At 73.3% G+C, this 21,525-nt stretch carries 4 protein-coding genes and 1 pseudogene; 4 read left to right on the forward strand and 1 reads right to left on the reverse strand.

Features of this window, described 5'->3' with window-relative positions; translation table 11 throughout:
• Positions 1-13 precede the first annotated feature (13 nt).
• Positions 14-1,282: a glycosyltransferase gene (locus tag EKH77_RS04565; RefSeq protein WP_126913149.1), complete on the forward strand. Its 1,269-nt coding sequence runs from the start codon at positions 14-16 to the stop codon at positions 1,280-1,282.
• A gap of 86 nt (positions 1,283-1,368) precedes the next feature.
• Here the strand turns inward: EKH77_RS04565 and EKH77_RS04570 are convergent, their stop codons facing one another.
• Complete coding sequence (locus tag EKH77_RS04570; RefSeq protein ID WP_126913150.1) at positions 1,369-2,211, reverse strand: putative RNA methyltransferase; 843 nt, start codon at positions 2,209-2,211, stop codon at positions 1,369-1,371.
• 330 nt (positions 2,212-2,541) lie between these two features.
• On the opposite strand from EKH77_RS04570, the pseudogene EKH77_RS33655 reads away from it, so the two are divergent.
• From EKH77_RS33655 to EKH77_RS04585, 3 genes and pseudogenes are all read left to right on the forward strand, one after another.
• Positions 2,542-3,147: pseudogene (locus EKH77_RS33655) on the forward strand (polyketide synthase); the annotation flags it as partial.
• Between the two features lie 167 nt (positions 3,148-3,314).
• The gene (locus EKH77_RS04580) at positions 3,315-15,455 is read left to right on the forward strand and encodes an SDR family NAD(P)-dependent oxidoreductase (protein ID WP_240667692.1); all 12,141 of its coding nucleotides are present in this window, start codon (positions 3,315-3,317) and stop codon (positions 15,453-15,455) included.
• Positions 15,456-15,593: 138 nt separating this feature from the next.
• The gene (locus EKH77_RS04585; protein WP_430981024.1) at positions 15,594-21,461 is read left to right on the forward strand and encodes a type I polyketide synthase; all 5,868 of its coding nucleotides are present in this window, start codon (positions 15,594-15,596) and stop codon (positions 21,459-21,461) included.
• Positions 21,462-21,525: the final 64 nt, after the last annotated feature.

Genomic DNA, 21,525 nt, shown 5'->3' on the forward strand with positions numbered 1-21,525 from the left:
GGAGGACAGTGCCGTGCGCGTAACGTTGCTGGCCATCGGCTCGCGCGGCGACGTGCAGCCCTTCATCGCCCTGGGCGTCGGACTGCGCGAGCGCGGCCACGAGGTCACCCTCGCCGCGCCCGCCTCCCTGCGGCAGCTGGTGGAGCGGGCCGGACTCGGCTACAAGGTCACCCCGGGCGACCCCGACGGTTTCTTCAGCATGCCCGAGGTCAGGGACTCGCTGCGGCGCAGCCCGCTGATGAAGGACCTGCTCAAGAACCTGCCCAAGGCACCCGACGGATACGACCAGGTCGTCGTCGACGCGGTCCACGAAGCGGCCCAGGGCGCCGACTTCATCGTCAACGCGCCGCTGACCCTGGCCGCCGCCTACGGGCACCCGCCCGCGCCGTGGGCGTCCGTGTGCTGGTGGCCCAACTCCCCCACCTGGTCCTTCCCGGCCGTGGAGTCCCACCAGCGCCGGATGGGCCCGCTGACGCCGCTCTACAATCGCTACTCCCACTGGCAGGCGGCCCGTGACGAGTGGGCCTGGCGCCGGCCCGAGATCGACGGCTACCGCACACGGATGGACCTGCCGCCGTTCGGCCGCACGTCGCCGTTCCCGCGCCTGGGCCACGAGCGCCCGTACCTGTACCCGTTCAGCCCCAGCGTGCTGCCCAAGCCCGCCGACTGGCCCGGGCGGGCCCATGTCACCGGCTTCTGGTACTGGGACCAGGAGTGGCAGGCCCCGGCGGACTTCCAGGCCTTCCTCGACGACGGCCCGGCACCGGTCGCGCTCACCTTCGGCAGCACCTGGTCGCTCCACGACCAGGAGCAGGCGCTGGAGTACGCCATCGACGCGGCACGCGGCGCCGGGCGGCGGCTGGTCATGGTCGACGGCCCGGACGGCGACCTGCCCGACGACGTCTTCCGCCTCCACGACGTGGACTACGCGGGGGTGTTCCCGAAGATGGCCGCGGTCATCCACCACGGCGGCGTGGGCACCACGGCACAGGTACTGCGCGCCGGGGTGCCGCAGGTGATCTGCCCGGTCTTCGCCGACCACCCGTTCTGGGCCGCCCGGCTCGCCGAGCTCGGGGTCGCCGCGCGGCCGGTGCCCTTCACCCGTTTCGCCCGCACCGGCCGCCAGGAGCTGGCGGCCAGTGTGCGCCAGGCGGTCGACGATCCGCGGATGGCCGCCCGCGCCCAGCGGCTGGGCCGGCTGGTCGCGCGGGAGCGCGGGGTGGACAACGCCTGTGACGTCCTGGAGGACTGGGCACGGGCGTCGGGGGTGACAGTCGGTTGAGCACCGTGTTGGCCGGGGCCCCGCGGCCGGGGCCCCGGCCGGCCGCCCACGGCCCAGTGGCGGCGCCGCGCCGACGGCGCGGCCGGTCAGCCCAGCGGCCGGTAGGCGGTCAGCGTGACGGAGAGCGTCACCCGGCACGGGTCCGGCAGCTGCCCGATCCGCTCCTGGACGTCCCGCGCGTCGCTGTGCCAGGCGTTGGGGCCCATGCCGACCAGCTGGGCCAGCGCCCGGTGGTCCAGCGTCATGGTGCGGGTCAGCCGCTCGGACTCGGCCACCGAGAAGTACGGGGCGAGCTGTTCGGTCAGCCTCGACTCCTTGCGCTCGTCCACCCGCAGCAGGCCGAGCGCGTCGATCAGCTCCTGGAGATGGCCGGGGCGGGGCGTGACGACCAGCAGGACGCCGCCGGGCGCGAGGACGCGCCCCAGCTCGGGACCGTTGCGCGGCGCGAAGGTGTTCAGAACCAGGGACGCGGCGCCGTCCTTGAGGGGCAGGTCCTGCCAGGCGTCGGCGACCGCGGCGCCGATGCGCGGATGGGCCTTCGCGGCGCGCCGGGCGGCGAACTTGGAAATGTCGAGCAGGATTCCCTCGGCATCGGGAAAGGCGTCCATCACACGGGCGTGGTAATAGCCGGTGCCGCCGCCGATGTCGACCACACACCCCGGAACCGACGGATCGACGGTACGGCGGGCCAGCTCGACCAACGCCTCCGAAATCGGGGCGTAGTGCCCGGCCGACAGGAATTCGTCCCGGGCGTCCACCATTTCCTTGGTGTCGGCACTGTGCTTCGTGGCACCCGAAAGCAGGTTCACATAACCCTGCTTCGCGATGTCGAAGTTGTGGCCGGCGGTGCAGAGCAGTGCCCGGTCGCGCTGGGTCAGGGCGGCACCGCAGTGGGGGCAGGCAAGGACGTGCACGACTCTGTTCAGCATGGGGCACCGTTCGTTCGTGTCGTTCGTGGGCGGGTGGCCCGCCGACCGTGGGCGGATGGCTCGCCGACGGACGAGTGACAAACGGATGGCTGACAAGCGTCCGGCAACGGGCCGGTCAACCCTATCGCGGGGCCTGCGGGGCGCCCCCGGACGGGCCGCGTAAAACAATTCTTCGACCCCGAACCATTCACCTCCCTGCCCCCGAACCATTCACCGAATCGCTGATTCTTCAGCACCTCAGCCGTGCCGTGTCGACCTGGAGATTTCATGGCCCCGAAGATGGCCCCCAAGATTGGTGTGGAGAAGCCGAGCGACATTGCCGTTGTCGGCATGTCCTGCCGCCTCCCGGGAGCACCTGGCGTCGATGAATTCTGGGAGCTGCTGACCGCCGGTCGCAGCGCGGTCGAGCGGCAGCCCGACGGCGGCGTGCGCGGCGCCCTGGAGAACGCCGCGGACTTCGACGCCGCCTTCTTCGGCATGTCTCCGCGCCAGGCCGCCGCCACCGACCCCCAGCAGCGGCTGATGCTGGAACTCGGCTGGACCGCGCTGGAAGACGCGGGCATCGTTCCGGACAGCCTGGCGGGCACCGACACCGGAGTCTTCGTCGGCGTGACCGCCGACGACTACGCGACGCTCCTGCACCGCACCGGCACACCCCTCAACGGCCACACCGCGACCGGCCTGAACCGCGGGATGACAGCCAACCGCCTCTCCTACTTCCTCGGCCTCCGCGGCCCGAGCCTGGCCGTGGACTCCGCCCAGTCCTCGTCGCTGGTCGCCGTCCACCTGGCCTGCGAGAGTCTGCGCCGCGGCGAGACGGAACTCGCCCTCGTCGGCGGGGTGAGCCTGATCCTCGCCGAGGACAGCACGGCCGGCATGGAGCTCATGGGCGCGCTGTCCCCCGACGGCCGCACCTACACCTTCGACGCCCGCGCCAACGGCTACGCGCGTGGTGAGGGCGGCGCCTGCGTCGTCCTCAAGCCGCTGGACCGCGCGCTGGCCGACGGCGACCGGGTGCACTGCGTCATCCGCGGTACCGCCGCCAACAACGACGGCGGCGGCGCCGGGCTCACGGCCCCGACCGCGAGGCCCAGGAGGCCGTACTGCGCACGGCGTACGACCGGGCCGGAATCGGCCCCGAGCAGCTGCACCATGTCGGCTACGTCGAACTGCACGGTACGGGCACGCCCGTCGGCGACCCCATCGAGGCGGCTGCCCTGGGCGCGGTGCTCGGCTCCGCACGCCCGCAGGGCAGCCCGCTGCCGGTGGGCTCGGTCAAGACCAACATCGGCCACCTGGAAGGCGCTGCGGGCATCGCCGGGCTGGTGAAGGCAGCCCTGTGCGTACGCGAGGGCGTACTCCCGCCGACCCTGAACCACGAGACGCCCAACCCCGCCATCCCCCTGGACGAGCTCAACCTGCGGGTGCAGACGACTCCGGCGCCGTGGCCGGGGCACCGCGTGGCGGGTGTGTCGTCGTTCGGGATGGGCGGGACGAATGCGCATGTGGTGCTGGAGCAGGCGCCGACCGTTCCAGACGAACGCATTGACGGTGCACGGGTGTTGTCCTCGGTGCCGGTCGTGTTGTCCGGGCGGGACAGTGGTGCGCTGCGGGAGCAGGCGCGGCGGCTGATCGAGCGCGTGGACGCGGCAAGTGTGCTGGACCTGGGCTACTCCACGGCTGTCACGCGGTCGGTCTTCGAACACCGGGCCGTCGTCCTGGCCAGGGACAGCGTCACGCTACGAGCAGGCCTGGAAGCCGTGGCGGCAGGCGAATCGCCGCTGACCGGGGTGGCCGCCGGGGAGGTACGAACCGTGTTCGTCTTCCCGGGGCAGGGCACCCAGTGGGCCGGCATGGCCGCCGACCTGCTCGACGAGTCCCCCGTGTTCGCCGCCGCCATGGCCCGCTGCGAGGCACTCCTCGCCGAACACCTCGACTGGAACCTCACCGACCTCATCCGACAGACCGACAACGCCCCCTCGCTCGAGCGCGAGGATGTGGTCCAGCCCGCCTGCTTCGCCGTCATGGTCTCACTGGCCGAACTGTGGAAAACCCTAGGCGTCGAGCCGGATGCCGTCATCGGCCACTCCCAGGGAGAAATCGCCGCAGCGGTGGTATGCGGTGCCCTGTCGCTGGAGGACGGTGCACGCGTCGTCGCCCTGCGCGCCCGTCTGATCGAGCGCGAGCTGGCTGGGCACAGCGGCATGGTCTCCCTCACCCTCCCCCTCGCCGAGACCGAGCAGCGCATGACCGGCTGGGGCGACCAGCTCAGCGTCGCCGTCATCGCCGGACCCACCTCCACCGTCATCGCCGGACCCCTCGACCAGATCGAAACAGTCCTCAGCGTCTGCGAGAGCGAGGGCATACGCGCCCGTCGCGTCCCCATCAGCTACGCCTCCCACACCGCCCACACCGAACCCATCCGCAACGAACTCATCCAGACCCTCCACAACATCCACCCCCAGGCTTCGACCATCCCGTTCTACTCGACCGTCGAAGCCGCTTCGATCGACACCACCACCCTCAACGCCGACTACTGGTACCGCAACCTCCGCCAGCCCGTCCGCTTCCACGAAACGGTCGAGCTGCTCCAGGCCGACGGCTACACGCTGTTCATCGAATCCAGCGCGCACCCGGTGCTGACCCCCGTCCTCCCGGACAGTGTCGTGGCCGTCGGATCGCTGCGACGCGACGACGGAACCCTCCACCGCTTCCTCACCAACACCGCCCACGCCTTCACCCACGGCACCCCCACCCACTGGCCCGCCGCCTACAACGGAACCGACGCCCGGCGCATCGACCTCCCCACCTACCCCTTCCAACGCCGGCGCTACTGGGCACCGGACGGCGACGGGCCCACGTCACCGCCCGTCGGCACGCGACGGGACGACGCCCCTTCCTCTCCCCTCCGGCACGCGATATCCGAGTTGGACGAGAACGCTCAGGTCGAGCGGCTGCTCCAGCGCGTACGGGAGAGCGTCGCGACGGTTCTCGGCTTGGAGTCCGCCGCAGCCGTTCAGGCCGAGGGCACGTTCAAGGCTCTGGGCGTCGACTCGATCACTGGTGTCGAGCTCAAGAACGAGCTGCGGGCCCGCACCGGCCTGCCCGTCCCGACGACCCTGATCTACGACTGCCCGACGCCTCTCGCCGCCGCCCACTACCTCCGTGACCTGCTCCTCGGCCCGTCCCACGAGCAGGATCGCGCACGCGCCGCGATCCCGGCCGACGAGCCGATCGCGATCGTGGGGATGGGCTGCCGTTTCCCGGGCGGGGTCACCTCGCCCGAGGGCCTGTGGGACCTAGTGGCCTCGGGCACGGACGCGATCTCGCCGTTCCCGGTGGACCGGGGCTGGGACGTCGAGGCGCTGTACGACCCGGACCCGGACGCGGCCGGGCGTACGTACACCCGCGAAGGCGGATTCCTGCACGACGCGGGAGAGTTCGACGCCGGTTTCTTCGGTATCTCGCCACGTGAGGCGATGGCGATGGACCCGCAGCAGCGGTTGCTGCTGGAGACGTCCTGGGAGGCGCTGGAGCGGGCGGGCATCGACCCGCACACCCTGCGCGGCAGCCAGACCGGTGTCTTCGTCGGCGCGATGACGCAGGAGTACGGCCCTCGGCTCCATGAGTCCGCACAGGGCTACGAGGGATATCTGCTGACAGGCAGCACCGCCAGTGTCGCCTCGGGACGGGTCTCCTACACGCTGGGCTTCGAAGGCCCGGCGGTAACGGTCGACACCGCCTGTTCGTCCTCTCTGGTAGCGCTCCACCTGGCGGTTCAGGCCCTGCGCAACGGCGAGTGCGACCTCGCGCTCGCCGGCGGCGTCACCGTCATGGCCGGACCGGGCATGTTCGTGGAGTTCTCGCGGCAGCGGGGGCTGGCGGCGGACGGACGCTGCAAGGCGTTCTCGGACACCGCCGACGGCACGGGCTGGAGCGAAGGCGCGGGCGTACTCGCCGTCGAGCGACTCTCGGACGCGATACGCAACGGCCACCGCGTACTGGCCGTGGTGCGCGGTTCCGCCGTCAACCAGGACGGCGCCAGCAACGGACTGACCGCACCCAACGGCCCCTCCCAGCAGCGCGTCATCCGGCGGGCACTGGAGAGCGCCGGGCTCGGCACGGGCGACGTGGACGCGGTCGAAGCCCACGGCACCGGCACCCGACTCGGTGACCCCATCGAAGCTCAGGCACTGCTGGCCACGTACGGGCAGAACCGTCCGGCCGAACGACCGCTGTGGCTCGGCTCGTTGAAGTCCAACATCGGGCACGCGCAGGCAGCCGCGGGTGTCGGCGGGGTCATCAAGATGGTGATGGCCATGCAGCACGGCGAGCTCCCCCGCACCCTGCACGTCGAGCAGCCCTCCACCGAGGTCGACTGGAGCGCGGGCGCCGTCTCGCTGCTCACCGAGCCGACGGCCTGGCCTCGGCACGACCGGCCACGCCGATCCGCCGTCTCCTCCTTCGGCGTCAGCGGCACCAACGCCCATGTGATCCTGGAGCAGGCACCCGAGCCGACCAAGGCGGACGAGCCGGATGAGACGCAGGATGTGCCGCTGGTCCCGCTGATCGTCTCGGGGCGTGACGACGACGCGTTGCGGCAGCAGGCACAGCAGTTGATCGACCGCGTGGACGCGGCACGGCTGCTGGACCTCGGGTACTCGACCGCCACCATGCGGTCGGTGTTCGAGCACCGCGCCGTGGTGCTGGCCGAGGATTCGGCCATGCTGAAGGCGGCACTTGAGGCCGTGGCGGCGGGCGAGTCGTCCGCCGATGTCGTGTCCGGTGTCGCGGCGAGCGCGGGCGGAAAGACAGTGTTCGTCTTCCCCGGGCAGGGGACACAGTGGGCAGGCATGGCCGTCCCACTACTGGACGAATCCCCCGTATTCGCCGAGGCCATGGCCCGGTGCGAGGCGGCGCTGGCCGGGCTGGTCGACTGGAAACTCACCGACATCCTGGACGACGAGAACGCCCTGCACCGCGTCGACATCGTCCAGCCCGCCTGCTTCGCCATCATGGTCTCGCTCGCCGAGCTATGGAAGTCCATGGGCCTCCAGCCCGACGCCGTCATCGGCCACTCACAAGGCGAAATCGCCGCCGCTGTCGTCTGTGGCGCCCTGTCACTGGAAGACGGCGCCCGGATCGTCACCCTCCGTGCCCAGATCATCGGCCGCGAACTCGCCGGACACGGCGGCATGGCCGCCATCGCCCAAACCCCCACCGAAGCGGAAACCCGCCTGGCCAAATGGGACGGCCGGCTGGAGATCGCGGTAATCAACGGCCCCAACTCCACCGTCATCGCCGGAGACCCCGACGCCCTCACAGAACTGGTCACCGCCTGCGAGGCGGAAGGCATCCGGGCCCGCACCATCGCCGTGGACTACGCCTCCCACTCCACCCACGTCGAAACCATCCAGAACGAGCTGATCCAGGCACTGAACGGCATCCGCCCTCAGCCCTCAACCATCCCGTTCTACTCGACAGTGGACGGCGCCACGATCGACACCACGGCCCTCAACGCGGACTACTGGTACCGCAACCTCCGCCAAACCGTCCGCTTCCACGACACCGTCGAACTACTCCAGGCCGACGGCTACACCCTCTTCATCGAATCCAGCGCACACCCCGTCCTCACCCCCACCCTCCCCGACGCTGTCGTAGCCGTCGGCACCCTCCGACGCAACGAAGGCAACCTCCGCCGCTTCCTCACCTCCACCGCCGAAGCCTTCACCCACGGCGCCCCCATCCAATGGCCGGCCACCTTCAACGCCACCAACGCCCACCACACCGACCTCCCCACCTACCCCTTCCAACGCCGGCACTACTGGCTGGAGGCGCCGGCTTCGCGGAGCCGTGCCGAGTCCCCGCAGGACGAGCTGTCGTACGGCATCGTCTGGAAGAGCCTGTCGTTCTCGGGATCGGCACGCCTCACTGGTCACTGGCTGCTCGTCTCCCCCACCGGCCACGACACCGACCTCGATCAGGCCCTCACCACCCACGGCGCCACCATCACCCGCCTCACCGTGGACCCGGCCGTCGCGGACCGCGCTGCCCTCACCACCCTCCTCACCGCCCACCACGACCAGCCGGTCACCGGCATCGTCTCCCTCCTGGGCCTCGCCGGCGGTACGCACCCCGAGCACCCCACGCTCCCCATCGCGCTCACCGCTACCCTCGCCCTCACCCAGGCCCTCGGCGACAGCGGTCTCGACGCGCCGCTCTGGACGATCACTCGGGGCGCCGTAGCCGTCACCCCCGGCGAGGCCCCCGACCCCGAAGCCGCCCAACTCTGGGCCTTCGGACGCGTCGCAGCCCTCGAACACCCCGACCGCTGGGGCGGACTCATCGACCTCCCCCACACCCCCACACCCCGCACCACCGACCACCTCACCCAAGCCCTCACCAACACCAACACCGAAGACCAGATCGCCCTCCGCCCCTCCGGCGCCTACGGCCGCCGGGTGATCCGGACCGGCGCCGGACGCCCGGCCGGTACAGAGGCGGACGGGACGTGGCGTCCGCGCGGCACCGTGCTCGTCACGGGCGGTACGGGCGCCATCGGCGGGCATGTCGCCCGCTGGCTGGCCCGTAACGGCGCCGAGCATCTCGTCCTGACCAGCCGGCGTGGCGAACAGGCGCCGGGCGCAACCGAGCTGGCGGACGAGCTGACCGGCCTCGGGGTCCGGGTGACGCTGGCGGCCTGCGATGTGTCGGACCGCGACGCGCTGGCCGCACTGCTCGACGAGCACCCGCCGACCTCCGTCTTCCACACCGCGGGCGTGCTCAACGACGGCACGGTCGACGCCCTCGCTCTCGACCGCCTGGCGGAGGTCCAGCGTCCCAAGGCGACGGCCGCCGTCCATCTGCACGAGCTGACCGAGGGCCGCGACCTCGACGCCTTCGTCCTCTTCTCGTCCGTCACCGGCGCCTGGGGCAACGGCGGCCAGGCCGCGTACGCCGCCGCCAACGCCGCCCTGGACGCGCTCGCCGAGCGCCGCCGGGCCTCCGGACTGCCGGCGACCTCCATCGGCTGGGGCCTGTGGGGCGGTGGCGGCATGGCCGAGGGCACCGGCGAGGTGAGCCTCAACCGCCGCGGTATCCGCGCCCTGGAGCCCGACACCGGCATCCGGGCGCTCCAGCGGGCGCTGGACCAGGGCGTGGCCTGCCGCACGGTCGCGGACGTGGACTGGGCGGAGTTCGCCCCGCGCACGGCGGCGCTGCGCGGCGGGCGGCTCTTCGACGAGCTGCCCGAGGTACGCCGCGCCCTGGAGCGGGCCGGTGCCGCGCGCACGGAGTCCGCGGCGAGCGGCTCGAACGGCGCGCTGGCCCAGCGCCTCGCCGGGCTGTCGGCCACCGAACAGCGGCGGATGCTGGTCGAGTTGGTCCGTTCGGAGGCGGCAGCGGTCCTGCGCCACGGTTCAACGGACAGCATCGCACCGGGCAGCGCCTTCAAGGCCGCGGGCTTCGACTCGCTGACCGCGCTGGAGCTGCGCAACCGCCTCAACGCCGCCACCGGGGTCACCCTCCCGGCCACGGCCGTCTTCGACCACCCCAACCCCGCCGCCCTGGCGGACTTCCTCCAGCGCGACGCCCTCGGCCTGTCCGCGCGGGACGAGGCCGCCACCCCGGCACGGACGCCCCTGTCCGCCGACGAGCCGATCGCCATCGTCGGTATGGCCTGCCGCTTCCCGGGCGGCGTGCAGTCCCCCGAGGACCTGTGGCAGCTGCTGCTGGAGGAGCGGGACGTCATCGGCCCGATGCCGTCCGACCGCGGCTGGGACGTGGCAGGGCTGTACGACCCGGAGCCCGGACGCCCGGGCCGTACGTACACCCGAGAGGGCGGATTCCTCTACGCCGCGGGCGACTTCGACGCCGGCTTCTTCGGCATCTCGCCCCGCGAGGCCCTGGCCATGGACCCGCAGCAGCGACTGCTCTTGGAGACGTCCTGGGAAGCGCTGGAGCGCGCGGGCATCGACCCGCACACCCTGCGCGGCAGCCAGACCGGCGTGTACGCGGGCATGGTCCACCAGGAGTACGCGGCCCGGCTGCACGAGGCACCGCAGGAGTACGAGGGCCATCTGCTCACCGGCACCTCCGGCAGCGTGGTCTCCGGTCGTATCTCCTACGTCCTGGGTCTGGAGGGCCCCGCGGTGACGGTCGACACGGCCTGCTCCTCCTCCCTCGTCGCCCTCCACCTGGCCGCGCAAGCCCTGCGCAACGGCGAGTGCGACCTCGCCCTCGCGGGCGGCGTCACCGTCATGGCCGCCCCCGGCCTCTTCGTGGAGTTCTCGCGGCAGCGCGGGCTGGCGGCGGACGGCCGCTGCAAGGCCTTCGCCGCCGCTGCCGACGGTACGAGCTGGGGCGAGGGCGCCGGCATGCTGGCCGTCGAGCGGCTGTCGGACGCGCTGCGCAACGGCCATCGCGTACTGGCCGTGGTGCGCGGGTCGGCCGTCAACCAGGACGGGGCCAGCAACGGTCTGACCGCACCGAACGGGCCCTCGCAGCAGCGGGTGATCCGACGGGCACTGGAGAGCGCCGGACTGGGCGCGGAAGAAGTGGACGCCGTCGAGGCCCACGGCACCGGCACCCGGCTGGGCGACCCCATCGAGGCCCAGGCACTGCTCGCCACATACGGGCAGAACCGCCCGGCCGAACGACCGCTGTGGCTCGGCTCGTTGAAATCCAACATCGGACACACCCAGGCAGCTGCGGGTGTCGGCGGCGTCATCAAGATGGTTCTGGCCATGCAGCACGGCGTCCTGCCCACGACCCTGCACGTGGACGAGCCGTCACCGCATGTGGACTGGACGGCGGGCTCGGTGTCGCTGCTGACGAAGCAGACGCCGTGGCCGCATTCGGATCGGGTACGCCGGGCCGGCGTATCGGCCTTCGGCGTCAGCGGGACGAATGCGCATGTGGTGCTGGAGCAGGCGCCGACTTCAGCGGATGAACGGGATGACAACGCGCGGGTGTTGTCCTCGGTGCCGGTCGTGTTGTCCGGGCGGGACAGTGGTGCGCTGCGGGAGCAGGCGCGGCGGCTGATCGACCGGGTGGACGCGGCAAGTGTGCTGGACCTGGGCTACTCCACGGCTGTCGCACGGTCGGTCTTCGAACACCGGGCCGTCGTCCTGGCCAAGGACAGCGCCACGCTACGAGCAGGCCTGGAAGCCGTGGCGGCAGGCGAATCGCCGCTGACCGGGGTGGCCGCCGGGGAAGTACGAACCGCGTTCGTCTTCCCGGGGCAGGGCACCCAGTGGGCCGGCATGGCCGCCGACCTCCTCGACGAATCCCCCGTGTTCGCCGCCGCCATGGCCCGGTGCGAGGCACTCCTCGCCGAACACCTCGACTGGAACCTCACCGACCTCATCCGACAGACCGACAACGCCCCCTCGCTCGAACGCGAGGATGTGGTCCAGCCCGCCTGCTTCGCCGTCATGGTCTCGCTCGCCGAACTGTGGAAGTCCATGGGCGTCGAGCCCGATGCCGTCATCGGCCACTCACAAGGCGAAATCGCCGCAGCAGTGGTGTGTGGCGCCCTGTCACTGGAAGACGGCGCGCGCGTCATCGCCCTGCGCGCCCGACTCATCGAACGCGAGCTGGCTGGGCACAGCGGCATGGTCTCCCTCACCCTCCCCCTCGACAAGGTTGAGCAGCGCATGGCCGACTGGGGCAACCAGCTCAGCGTCGCCGTCATCGCCGGACCCACCTCCACCGTCATCGCCGGACCGCTGGACCAGGTCGAGGCAGTCCTCACCAGCTGCGAGAGCAAGGGCATACGCGCACGCCGCGTCCCCATCGGCTACGCCTCCCACACCCCCCACACCGAACCCATCCGCGACGAACTCATCCAGACACTGGACGGCATCCGCCCGCAGGCCTCGACCGTCCCGTTCTACTCCACCGTCGAAGCAGCCTCGATCGACACCACCACCCTCAACGCCGACTACTGGTACCGCAACCTCCGCCAGCCCGTCCGCTTCCACGAAACCGTCGAACTACTCCAAGCCGACGGCTACACCCTCTTCATCGAATCCAGCGCACACCCCGTACTCACCCCCGTCCTCCCCGACAATGTCGCGGCCGTCGGATCACTCCGACGCGACGACGGAACCCTCCACCGCTTCCTCACCAACACCGCCCACGCCTTCACCCACGGCACCACCGTCCACTGGCCCGCCGCCTACAACGGAACCGACGCCCAGCACATCGACCTCCCCACCTACCCCTTCCAACGCCGGCGCTACTGGGCGGCGACCTCGCCCTCCGGCACCGGTGAGGCGGCGGCCGCCCAGTTCGGGATGACCTGGGAGGAGCACCCGCTGATCGGCGGTGCGCTGCCGCTCGCCGGGTCCGGCCGGGTGCTGCTGGCCGGGCGGCTGGCGCTGACCTCTCAGCCGTGGCTCGCCGGCCACAGCGTGTCCGGCACGGTCCTGCTCCCCGGTACCGCGTTCCTCGACATGGCGCTGCACGCCGCAGCCGCAGTGGGCTGCGACAGCATCGAGGAACTCGGGCTGGAGGCACCGTTGTTGCTGCCGCAGAGCGGTGGCGTACGGCTCCAGGTCGCCGTCGACGCGCCCGACGGGTCGGGGCGGCGTCGGCTGAGCGTCCACTCGCAGCCGGAGGAGACGTCGGACGACGACGCCTGGACCCGGCACGCCACCGGCGTACTGCTGCCCGCTCCGGACTCCCCGGCCTCGGTCCCCGCCCCCGCCTCGGACATGGAGTGGAGCCTGGAGAGCTGGCCGCCCAAGGGGGCCGAGCCGCTGGACGCGGCGGAGCTGTACGGCCGGTTCGCCGCGCTCGGCTATGAGTACGGTGAGGTGTTCGCCGGGGTCGAGGGCGTATGGCGGCGCGACGGCGAGGTGTTCGCCCAGGTGCGGCTGCCTGCGGGAGCCGCGGTGGACGCGGCCCGGTTCGGTGTGCATCCCGCCCTGTTCGATGCGGCGCTCCAGCCCTGGCTGGTGGGCGGGTTCGTCCCGCTGCCGGAGGACGGCTCCGTATTGCTGCCGTTCGCCTGGCAGGGCATCACGTTGCACGCGTCCGGTGCCGACGCGCTGCGGGTGCGGCTGGGCCGGGCCGGGGACACAGCGGTCTCCCTCCAGGCCGTGGACCTCGCCGGGGCGCCGGTGCTGTCGCTGGAGGCGATGGTGCTGCGGCCGCTGCCGCAGGAGCGGCTGGCGCAGGTGCTCGGGGGTGCGGCGGCCGGGCCGCTGTACCGCCTGTCCTGGCAGCGGGCCGGGAACACCGGGGCGTTGCCGCCGGAGTCCACCCGCTGGGCGGTGGTCGGCCGTGGCGTGGCGGGCGATGACCTGGACGCCTTCTCGGACCTGGGTGCGCTGCGCGCCGCTCTGGATGCCGGCGCCGCGCTGCCCGACGTGGTGGTCGCTTCCTTCGTGCCGGGCCCGGCGGGCACCGCCGCCCAGGTGCGGGAGACGGCTCGTCGTGGGCTCGCGCTCGTGCAGGAGTGGCTGGCGGAGGAGCGGTTCGCCGACGTGCGTCTGGTGGTACTCACCCGCCGCGCGGTGGCCGCCGCCCCGGACGAGGACGTGCCGGACCTGGCCGGCGCCGCGCTGTGGGGGCTGCTGCGCAGCGCCCAGACCGAACACCCGGGCCGGTTCACCATCATCGACGCCCCCGGCGAGGTGTCGCAGGCCGGTCTGGCCGCCGCAGTCGGCACCGGCGCTCCCCAACTGGCCCTGCGGGGCCGGGATGTGCTCACGCCCGTCCTCACCACCCTGGACGAGAAAGGGAACAAGGACGGGAACGAGGTCGGGAACGAGGACGAGGCGGACGCCGCGCCGTTCGGCCCCCGGGGCACGGTCCTGCTGACCGGCGCGACCGGCACCCTCGGCAGCCTGCTCGCCCGGCATCTGGTCCGCGTCCACGGCGTGCGGCGGCTGCTGCTGCTCAGTCGCAGCGGGCGGGACGCCGAGGGGGCGGCCGGGCTGGAGCGTGAACTGACGGACCTGGGCGCCCATGTCGAGCTGGTCGCCTGTGACGCGGCCGACCGTACGGCGCTGGCCGGCGTCCTCGCGGCCGTCCCCGCCGAGCACCCGCTCACCGCCGTGGTCCACACGGCGGGGGTGATCGACGACGGCACCGTCGAGGCGCTCTCCCCCGAGCGGCTGGATCACGTCCTGCGTCCCAAGGTGGACGCCGCGCTGAATCTGCACGAGCTGACGGCCGGGCTGCCGTTGACCGCGTTCGTGCTGTACTCCGGCGCGACGGGCCTGCTCGGCGGGGCCGGGCAGGCCAACTACGCCGCCGCCAACACCTTCCTGGACGCGCTGGCCCACCACCGGCGGGCCCGGGGCCTGCCGGGTGTGTCACTGGCGTGGGGGCTGTGGAGTGCGGTGAGCGCGTTCACCGGACACCTCGGCGAGGTGGATCTGCGGCGGATGGCACGGATGGGTATCGCACCGCTGTCGGAGGAACAGGGCCTGGAGCTGTTCGACCGGGCTGTCCGGTCCGGTGGTGGTGCGGAGGGCGGCCGGGAGCCACTGGTGTGCACGATGCGGCTGGACGCGGCGGCGCTGCGTGCGCAGCGGGCGGAGCACGGCGCCGCGGGGGTACCCGTGCTGCTGCGCGGGCTGGTGCCGGCCACCGGGGTGCGGCGCGCGGCGGCGCGTGCGGAGCGTGCCGACCGTACCGGGGAGACCGTGGGCGGGGCGGGTGCGCCGGAAGCGCTGCGGTCCCGGCTGGCCGGGATGGACGACGCGGGTCGGCAGGCGGAGCTGCTGGTCCTGGCCCGGGAACAGTTGGCGGAGGTGCTGGGCTTCCCCGACGTCGCGTCGGTGGACCCGGACCGTTCCTTCCGCGAGATCGGGCTCGACTCGCTGACGGCCGTCGAACTGCGCAACCGGCTGGGCGCGGCCACCGGTCTGCGGCTGCCTCCCGCACTGGTCTTCGACCACCCCAGCCTCCAGGCACTCGCCGGGCACCTGGCCCGGCTGCTGGCGGCGGAGGGCCGGGCGGACGCGGGCGCGGCGGCGCTGTCCGGGATCGAGGCGCTGGACCGGACGCTGCGGGAGCTGCCGCCGGACGACATCCGGCGCGATGTGGTCCGCCGTCGGCTGACGGAGCTGCTGGCCTCGGTCGGCGGTGCCGTCGGGGGCGGCCCCGAGAGGAGCGGTGCCGGCTCCGGCATCGGCGCCGGCGCCGGGCATGCGGACGAGGACGTGTTGGAGCGGCTGGACTCCGCGTCGGACGACGACCTGTTCGCGTTCATCGAGGACCAGCTGTGAGGGGCTGCGGGGCGGCTGCGAAGGGCCGGTGGACGCCATGGGACGGGCCGGCGCGGTGAGCACCGCCATCAACCAGTACGACAGGCAACAGCGAGAAGGCCAGGAAGGGTCCGGTCGATGACCGCCAACGAGGACAAGATCCGCGACTATCTCAAGCGGGTCACCGCCGAACTCCACGGCACACGGCAGCGCCTGCGCGCCCTTGAGAACGACGCCCGCGAGCCCATCGCCATCGTGGGGATGAGCTGCCGGCTGCCCGGCGGTGTCACCTCGCCCGAGGAGCTGTGGCAGCTGGTCGACTCCGGGACCGACGCGGTCTCGCCGTTCCCGGACGACCGCGGCTGGGACCTCGGCGCGCTCTACGACCCCGACCCGGCCAAGGCCGGCACCGTCTACTCCCGCGAGGGCGGCTTTCTGCACGACTGTGCCGACTTCGACGCGGAGTTCTTCGGGATCAGCCCGCGCGAGGCGCTGGCCATGGACCCGACGCAGCGGCTGCTGCTGGAGACGTCGTGGGAGGCCTTCGAGCGGGCCGGGATCGACCCGGCGTCGGCCCGGGGTTCGCGTACCGGGGTGTACGCGGGCGTGATGTATCACGACTACGGTGCCCGGCTGCGCGAGATCCCGCCGGGGATGGAGGGCTATCTGGTCAACGGCAGTGCGGGCAGCATCGCCTCGGGCCGGATCGCCTACACCCTGGGTCTGGAGGGCCCGGCGGTGACGGTGGACACCGCGTGCTCCTCGTCGCTGGTCGCCGTGCACCTGGCGGCCCAGGCGCTGCGGCAGCGGGAGTGCGACCTGGCGCTGGCGGGCGGCGCGACCGTGCTGTCCACGCCGGATCTGTTCATCGACTTCGCCCGGCTGCGCGGGCTGGCCGCCGACGGCCGCTGCAAGGCGTTCTCGGACACCGCCGACGGCACCAGCTTCGCCGAAGGGGCGGACATGCTGCTGCTGGAGCGGCTGTCGGACGCGGTGGCCAAGGGGCACCGGGTGCTGGCGGTCATCCGCGGCTCCGCCGTCAACCAGGACGGCGCGAGCAACGGACTGACCGCGCCGAACGGCCTCGCCCAGCAGCGGGTGATCCGCCAGGCCCTGGCCGGCGCTGGTCTGGGGGCGGACCAGATCGACGTGGTGGAGGCGCACGGCACCGGGACCCGCCTCGGCGACCCCATCGAGGCACAGGCGCTACTGGCCACGTACGGCAAGGGGCGGACCGCCGACCGGCCGCTGTGGCTGGGCTCGTTGAAGTCCAACATCGGGCACACCCAGGCCGCCGCGGGCGTGGCCGGGGTCATCAAGACGGTGCTGGCGATGCGGCACGGACGGCTGCCCCGCACCCTGCACGTGACCCGTCCCTCGAGCCGGGTGGACTGGTCGGAGGGCGCGGTCGAACTGCTGACGGAGGCCAGGGACTGGCCCGCGCGGGAGGACGCCCCGCGCCGGGCGGGCATCTCCTCCTTCGGCGCGAGTGGCACCAACGCGCATCTGATCCTGGAGAGCGCGCCGGACACCGCTCGGGAGCCGGACGCCGGTCGGGAGAACGCCCCCGTGACGTCGGGAGGCACCGCCGCCTGGGCGCTGTCCGGGCGCACCGAAGCGGCCCTGCGAGAGCAGGCGCGGCGGCTGCACGACCACCTCTCCGGCGGTCCGGAGGCCGCGGTGACCCCGGCCCCGGTCGGGCGAGCGCTGGCCCGTGCCCGTACGGCCTTCGAGCACCGGGCCGTGGTACTGGGCACCGGCTCCGGCGAACTGCTGGACGGGCTGGCGAAGTTGGCCCGTGGTGCCGCCACGGGGCCGCGGCTGATCACCGGCCGGGCCGCCCGTGGCCGCCGTACCGCCCTGCTCTTCACCGGGCAGGGCAGCCAGCGGCCGGGGGCCGGGCACGAGCTGTACGAGCGCTATGACACCTTCGCCACGGCCCTGGACGAGGTGACGGCGGAGCTGGACCTCCATCTGAAGGGCCACGCCGCACACCCGCTGCGCGAGGTGATGTTCGCCGCCGCGGGCAGCGAGGCGGCCCGGCTACTGGACCGCACCGAGTACACCCAGCCCGCGCTCTTCGCGCTCGAAGTGGCGCTGTTCCGGCTGGTGGAGGCGTGGGGCCTGCGCCCGGACGCACTGCTGGGCCACTCGGTCGGCGAGCTGGCCGCCGCGCACGTGGCCGGGGTGTTCTCGCTGTCCGACGCCGCCCGGCTGGTGGCCGCGCGCGGCCGGCTGATGGGTGCGCTGCCGTCCGGTGGTGCGATGGCCGCGCTCCAGGCGAGCGAGGCGGAGGTCGCGCCACTGCTGGCGGGGCGCGGTGCCGAAGTGGGCATAGCCGCCGTCAACGGCCCGTCGGCCACGGTGATCTCCGGCGGCGAGGCGGCCGTGGAGGAACTGGCCGCGCACTGGCGGGAGAAGGGCCGCCGGGTCAAGCGGCTGCCGGTCAGCCACGCGTTCCACTCGCCGCGCATGGACGCGATGACGGCGGACTTCGCACGTATCGCGCGGGAGGTCGGCTACGCCGAGCCGCGCATCCCGGTCGTCTCCAACCTCACCGGCGAGGTGGCGGACGGCACCACGCTGTGCACCCCGGAGTACTGGGTGCGGCACGCGCGCGAGGGCGTGCGCTTCCTCGACGGCATCCGGAGCCTGCGGGCCCGGGGCGTCGACACCTTCGTCGAGCTGGGGCCGGACGGGACGCTGACCGCGCTGGGGCGCGCGTGCCTGCCGGAGGACGATCACGACGACCACGCGGAGCCGGGGGAGCCGACGGAGCCCGCCGAGCGTGCCGTCGTGATGGTGCCGGTGCTGCGCCGCGACCGCGACGAGCCGGCGTCCTGCGTCGGGGCCCTGGCCACGGTGCACGCCCATGGCGTCCCCGTCGACCTGGCCGCGCCGCACGGCGACGGTCCCACGGCCGCCACCGATCTGCCCACCTACCCGTTCCAGCGCACCCGCTACTGGCTGGACGCCCCGCGGCCCGCCGCCGACCCGGCCACGGCCGGACTCGACACCGCCGGGCACCCGCTGCTCGCCGCCGCCCTCGACCTGCCCGACGGCGAGGGCACCGTACGTACCGGGTTGCTCTCGGTCCGGGCCCACCCGTGGCTCGCCGACCACACCGTCTGGGGCCGCACCGTGGTGCCCGGCGCGGCGCTCCTGGACCTCGCCGTCCGGGTGGGAGCGGACCTCGGCTGCGCCCGGGTGGCCGAGCTGGCCTTCGCGACTCCCCTCGTTCTTCCGGGAGACGCGGACAGGCGCACCGGGGGTGTCCGGCTGCGGGTCACAGTGGGCGGTCCGGACGCGTCCGGCGCCCGGACCGTACGGATCGACTCGTGTCCGGCCGAGGTCGAGACCGGGACCGAGGGACCGGCTGCCGGCTGGACGCGGCACGCCACGGGCGTGCTCGTCGCCGACGCGGACACCACCGACGACGGCGGCTCCGATGACAACGGCTCCGGCGGCGCCCTGGCCGGCCTGCGGGGTGCCTGGCCGCCCGCCGGCGCCGCCCCCGTAGCCGACGACGCGGACCGGATCGCGGCGGAGTACACGCGCTTCGCGGCCGCCGGAATCGGCTACGGCCCCGCCTTCCAGGGCCTGCGCGCGGTGTGGCGGCGCGACGAGGAGGTGTTCGCCGAGGTGCGGCTGCCGGACCGGCTGACCGACGACGCCGCCCGGTACGGCGTCCACCCGGCGCTGCTGGACGCGATGCTGCACGCCACCGGCTTCGGCGGGCAGTTCGCCGAGGGCCCCCACGGGCTGCTGCCGTTCGCCTGGAACGACGTACAGCTGCACACCCGTGGCGCCACCGGTCTGCGGGTGCGGATCGCCCCGGCCGGTCCCGACTCGGTGACCGTCGCGGCGGCCGACGCCGAGGGCCGTCCCGTGTTCGTCGCCCGCTCGCTCGCGCTGCGCCGGGTGGCGGCGGACCAGCTGCGGCAGGCGCGGAGCGAGGGCGCGCCGCCGTACCGGCTGGAGTGGACGCCCGCCGGGGAGCGGCCGGTGGAGAGTACGGGCGAGTGGGTCGTCGTCGGCGACCACGACCCCGCGCTCCTGCTGGGTCTGCGAGCCGCGCTGCCGCCCGGCTCCGTACACGCCGCCGCCGACCTGGCCGACCTGGCCGCGCCGGCGGCCGGCGCCCCGGCCGCGCCCGGCACCGTCGTGGTGGACCTCGTGAACCTCGTGGGCCTCGGCGGGGATGCCGGCCTCGCCTCGGACGTCCATGAGCTGACGGCTCGGGGGCTGGGCCTCGTACAGCACTGGCTGGCCGAGGAGCGCTTCGCCGCCGCACGGCTGGTGCTGGTCACGCGCGGCGCCATGGCCGCCGGTGCGACGGTCACCCACCCGGCCGCCGCCGCGGTCTGGGGTCTGCTGCGCAGCGCCCAGGCCGAGCACCCGGGCCGCTTCGTTCTGGTGGACCTGGCCGCGCCGGACCGGGAACAGGAGGCCGATTACCGCGCCCTGCCCCGGGCCCTCGCGACCGGTGCGGGCCAGATCGCCCTGCGCGACGGCACGCCCCTCCTCCCCCGGCTCGTCCGCGCCACCCGCGCCACCGCCACCGGTCCCGGTCCCGACTCCCCCTGGCGTACGGACGGCACCGTGCTCATCACCGGCGGGACCGGGACGCTCGGCCGGGCCGTCGCCCGCCACCTCGTGACCCGGCACGGTGTACGGCACCTGCTGCTGACCAGCCGACGCGGCACGGACGCACCGGGAGCCCGCGAACTCGCCGACGAGCTGGCCGATTTGGGAGCGAGCGCGGACATCGTCGGCTGCGACGCGGCGGACCGAGCGGCGCTGGCTGCCGTACTCGACGCCGTCCCGGCCGACCGCCCGCTCACCGGGGTCGTCCATACGGCCGGCGTCCTGGACGACGGCATCATCAGCGCCCAGACCGCCGAGCGGGTCTCGGCCGTGCTGCGGGCCAAGGCCGACGCGGCCCGGCACCTGCACGAGCTGACGCGCGGACTGGACCTGTCCGCCTTCGTGCTGTTCTCCTCGGCCGCCGGAACGCTCGGCAGCCCCGGCCAGTCCGGCTACGCCGCCGCCAACGCCTACCTCGACGCGTTCGCGTCCTGGCGCCGGGCGCAGGGGCTGCCCGCCATGTCCCTGGCCTGGGGCCTGTGGGGTGACGAGGAAGACGGCCAGGGCGACGGCATGGGCGCCGGGCTGGGCGCCGCCGACCTGGCCCGGCTGCGCCGCTCCGGCATCCTGCCGCTCGGCCGGGCCGAGGGGCTGTCGCTGCTCGACGCCTCCTGCGCCCCGGGCGGGGCCGGGGACGAGGCGGTGCTGCTGCCGCTGCGCCTGGACCTCGCGGGGCTGCGCGCCCGTGCGGCGAACGGGACGGGCGCGGTGCCCGAGGTGCTGTACGGCCTGGTCCCCCCGGCCGCCGAGGCCCCCTTCCCCGACACGGCGGCCGCCGCCGACGACGCCGCGCGGCCCGCCGCCGGACTCGCCGAGCGGCTGGCGGGCAAGGCACGCGGCGAGCGCGTCGCCGCGCTGCGCACACTGGTACGGACCGAGGTGGCGACGGTCCTCGGATACGGTGACCCGCACCGCGTCGAGCTGCGGACCCCCTTCAAGGAAGCCGGTTTCGACTCGCTGACCGCCGTGGAACTGCGCAACCGGCTCACTACCGCCACCGCACTGCGGCTGCCCGCCACCCTGGTCTTCGACCACCCCACCCCCGCCGCGCTCGCCGACCATCTGGAACGCGAACTCCCCCGGAGCGGCCGGGACACCGGCACTCCCGCGGATGTGGCGGCCGTACTGGAGACGCTCGACCGCATCCGGGACGGGCTCGCCGAGGCCGTCACCGACGACGCCGGCCGGTCCGATGTCGCGGCCCGGCTGCGTGACCTCCTCGGACTCCTCGACGCCTCTGCCGCACCGGCGGCTTCCCCGGGCGCGGGCGACCCTGGCGACTCCGGCGGCTCCGGTGCCGCGTCGGTGGCCGACCGCCTGGCGACCGGCAACGACGACGACCTGTTCGCTCTCCTCGACAGCGACTTCAAGTTGACGTAACCCCGCCCGTCTCCACCTCCGCTCACCCGCCTCGGCCGCTCAGCGACTTTTGTTCCAGATCCAG

The organism is Streptomyces luteoverticillatus (assembly GCF_003970715.1).
Lineage (GTDB): Bacteria > Actinomycetota > Actinomycetes > Streptomycetales > Streptomycetaceae > Streptomyces > Streptomyces abikoensis.

What these genes read in the sequence shown, in the direction of transcription:
- EKH77_RS04570 (WP_126913150.1), bottom strand. Translation starts at nt 2,211, where the DNA reads ATGCTGAACAGAGTCGTGCACGTCCTTGCCTGCCCCCACTGCGGTGCC.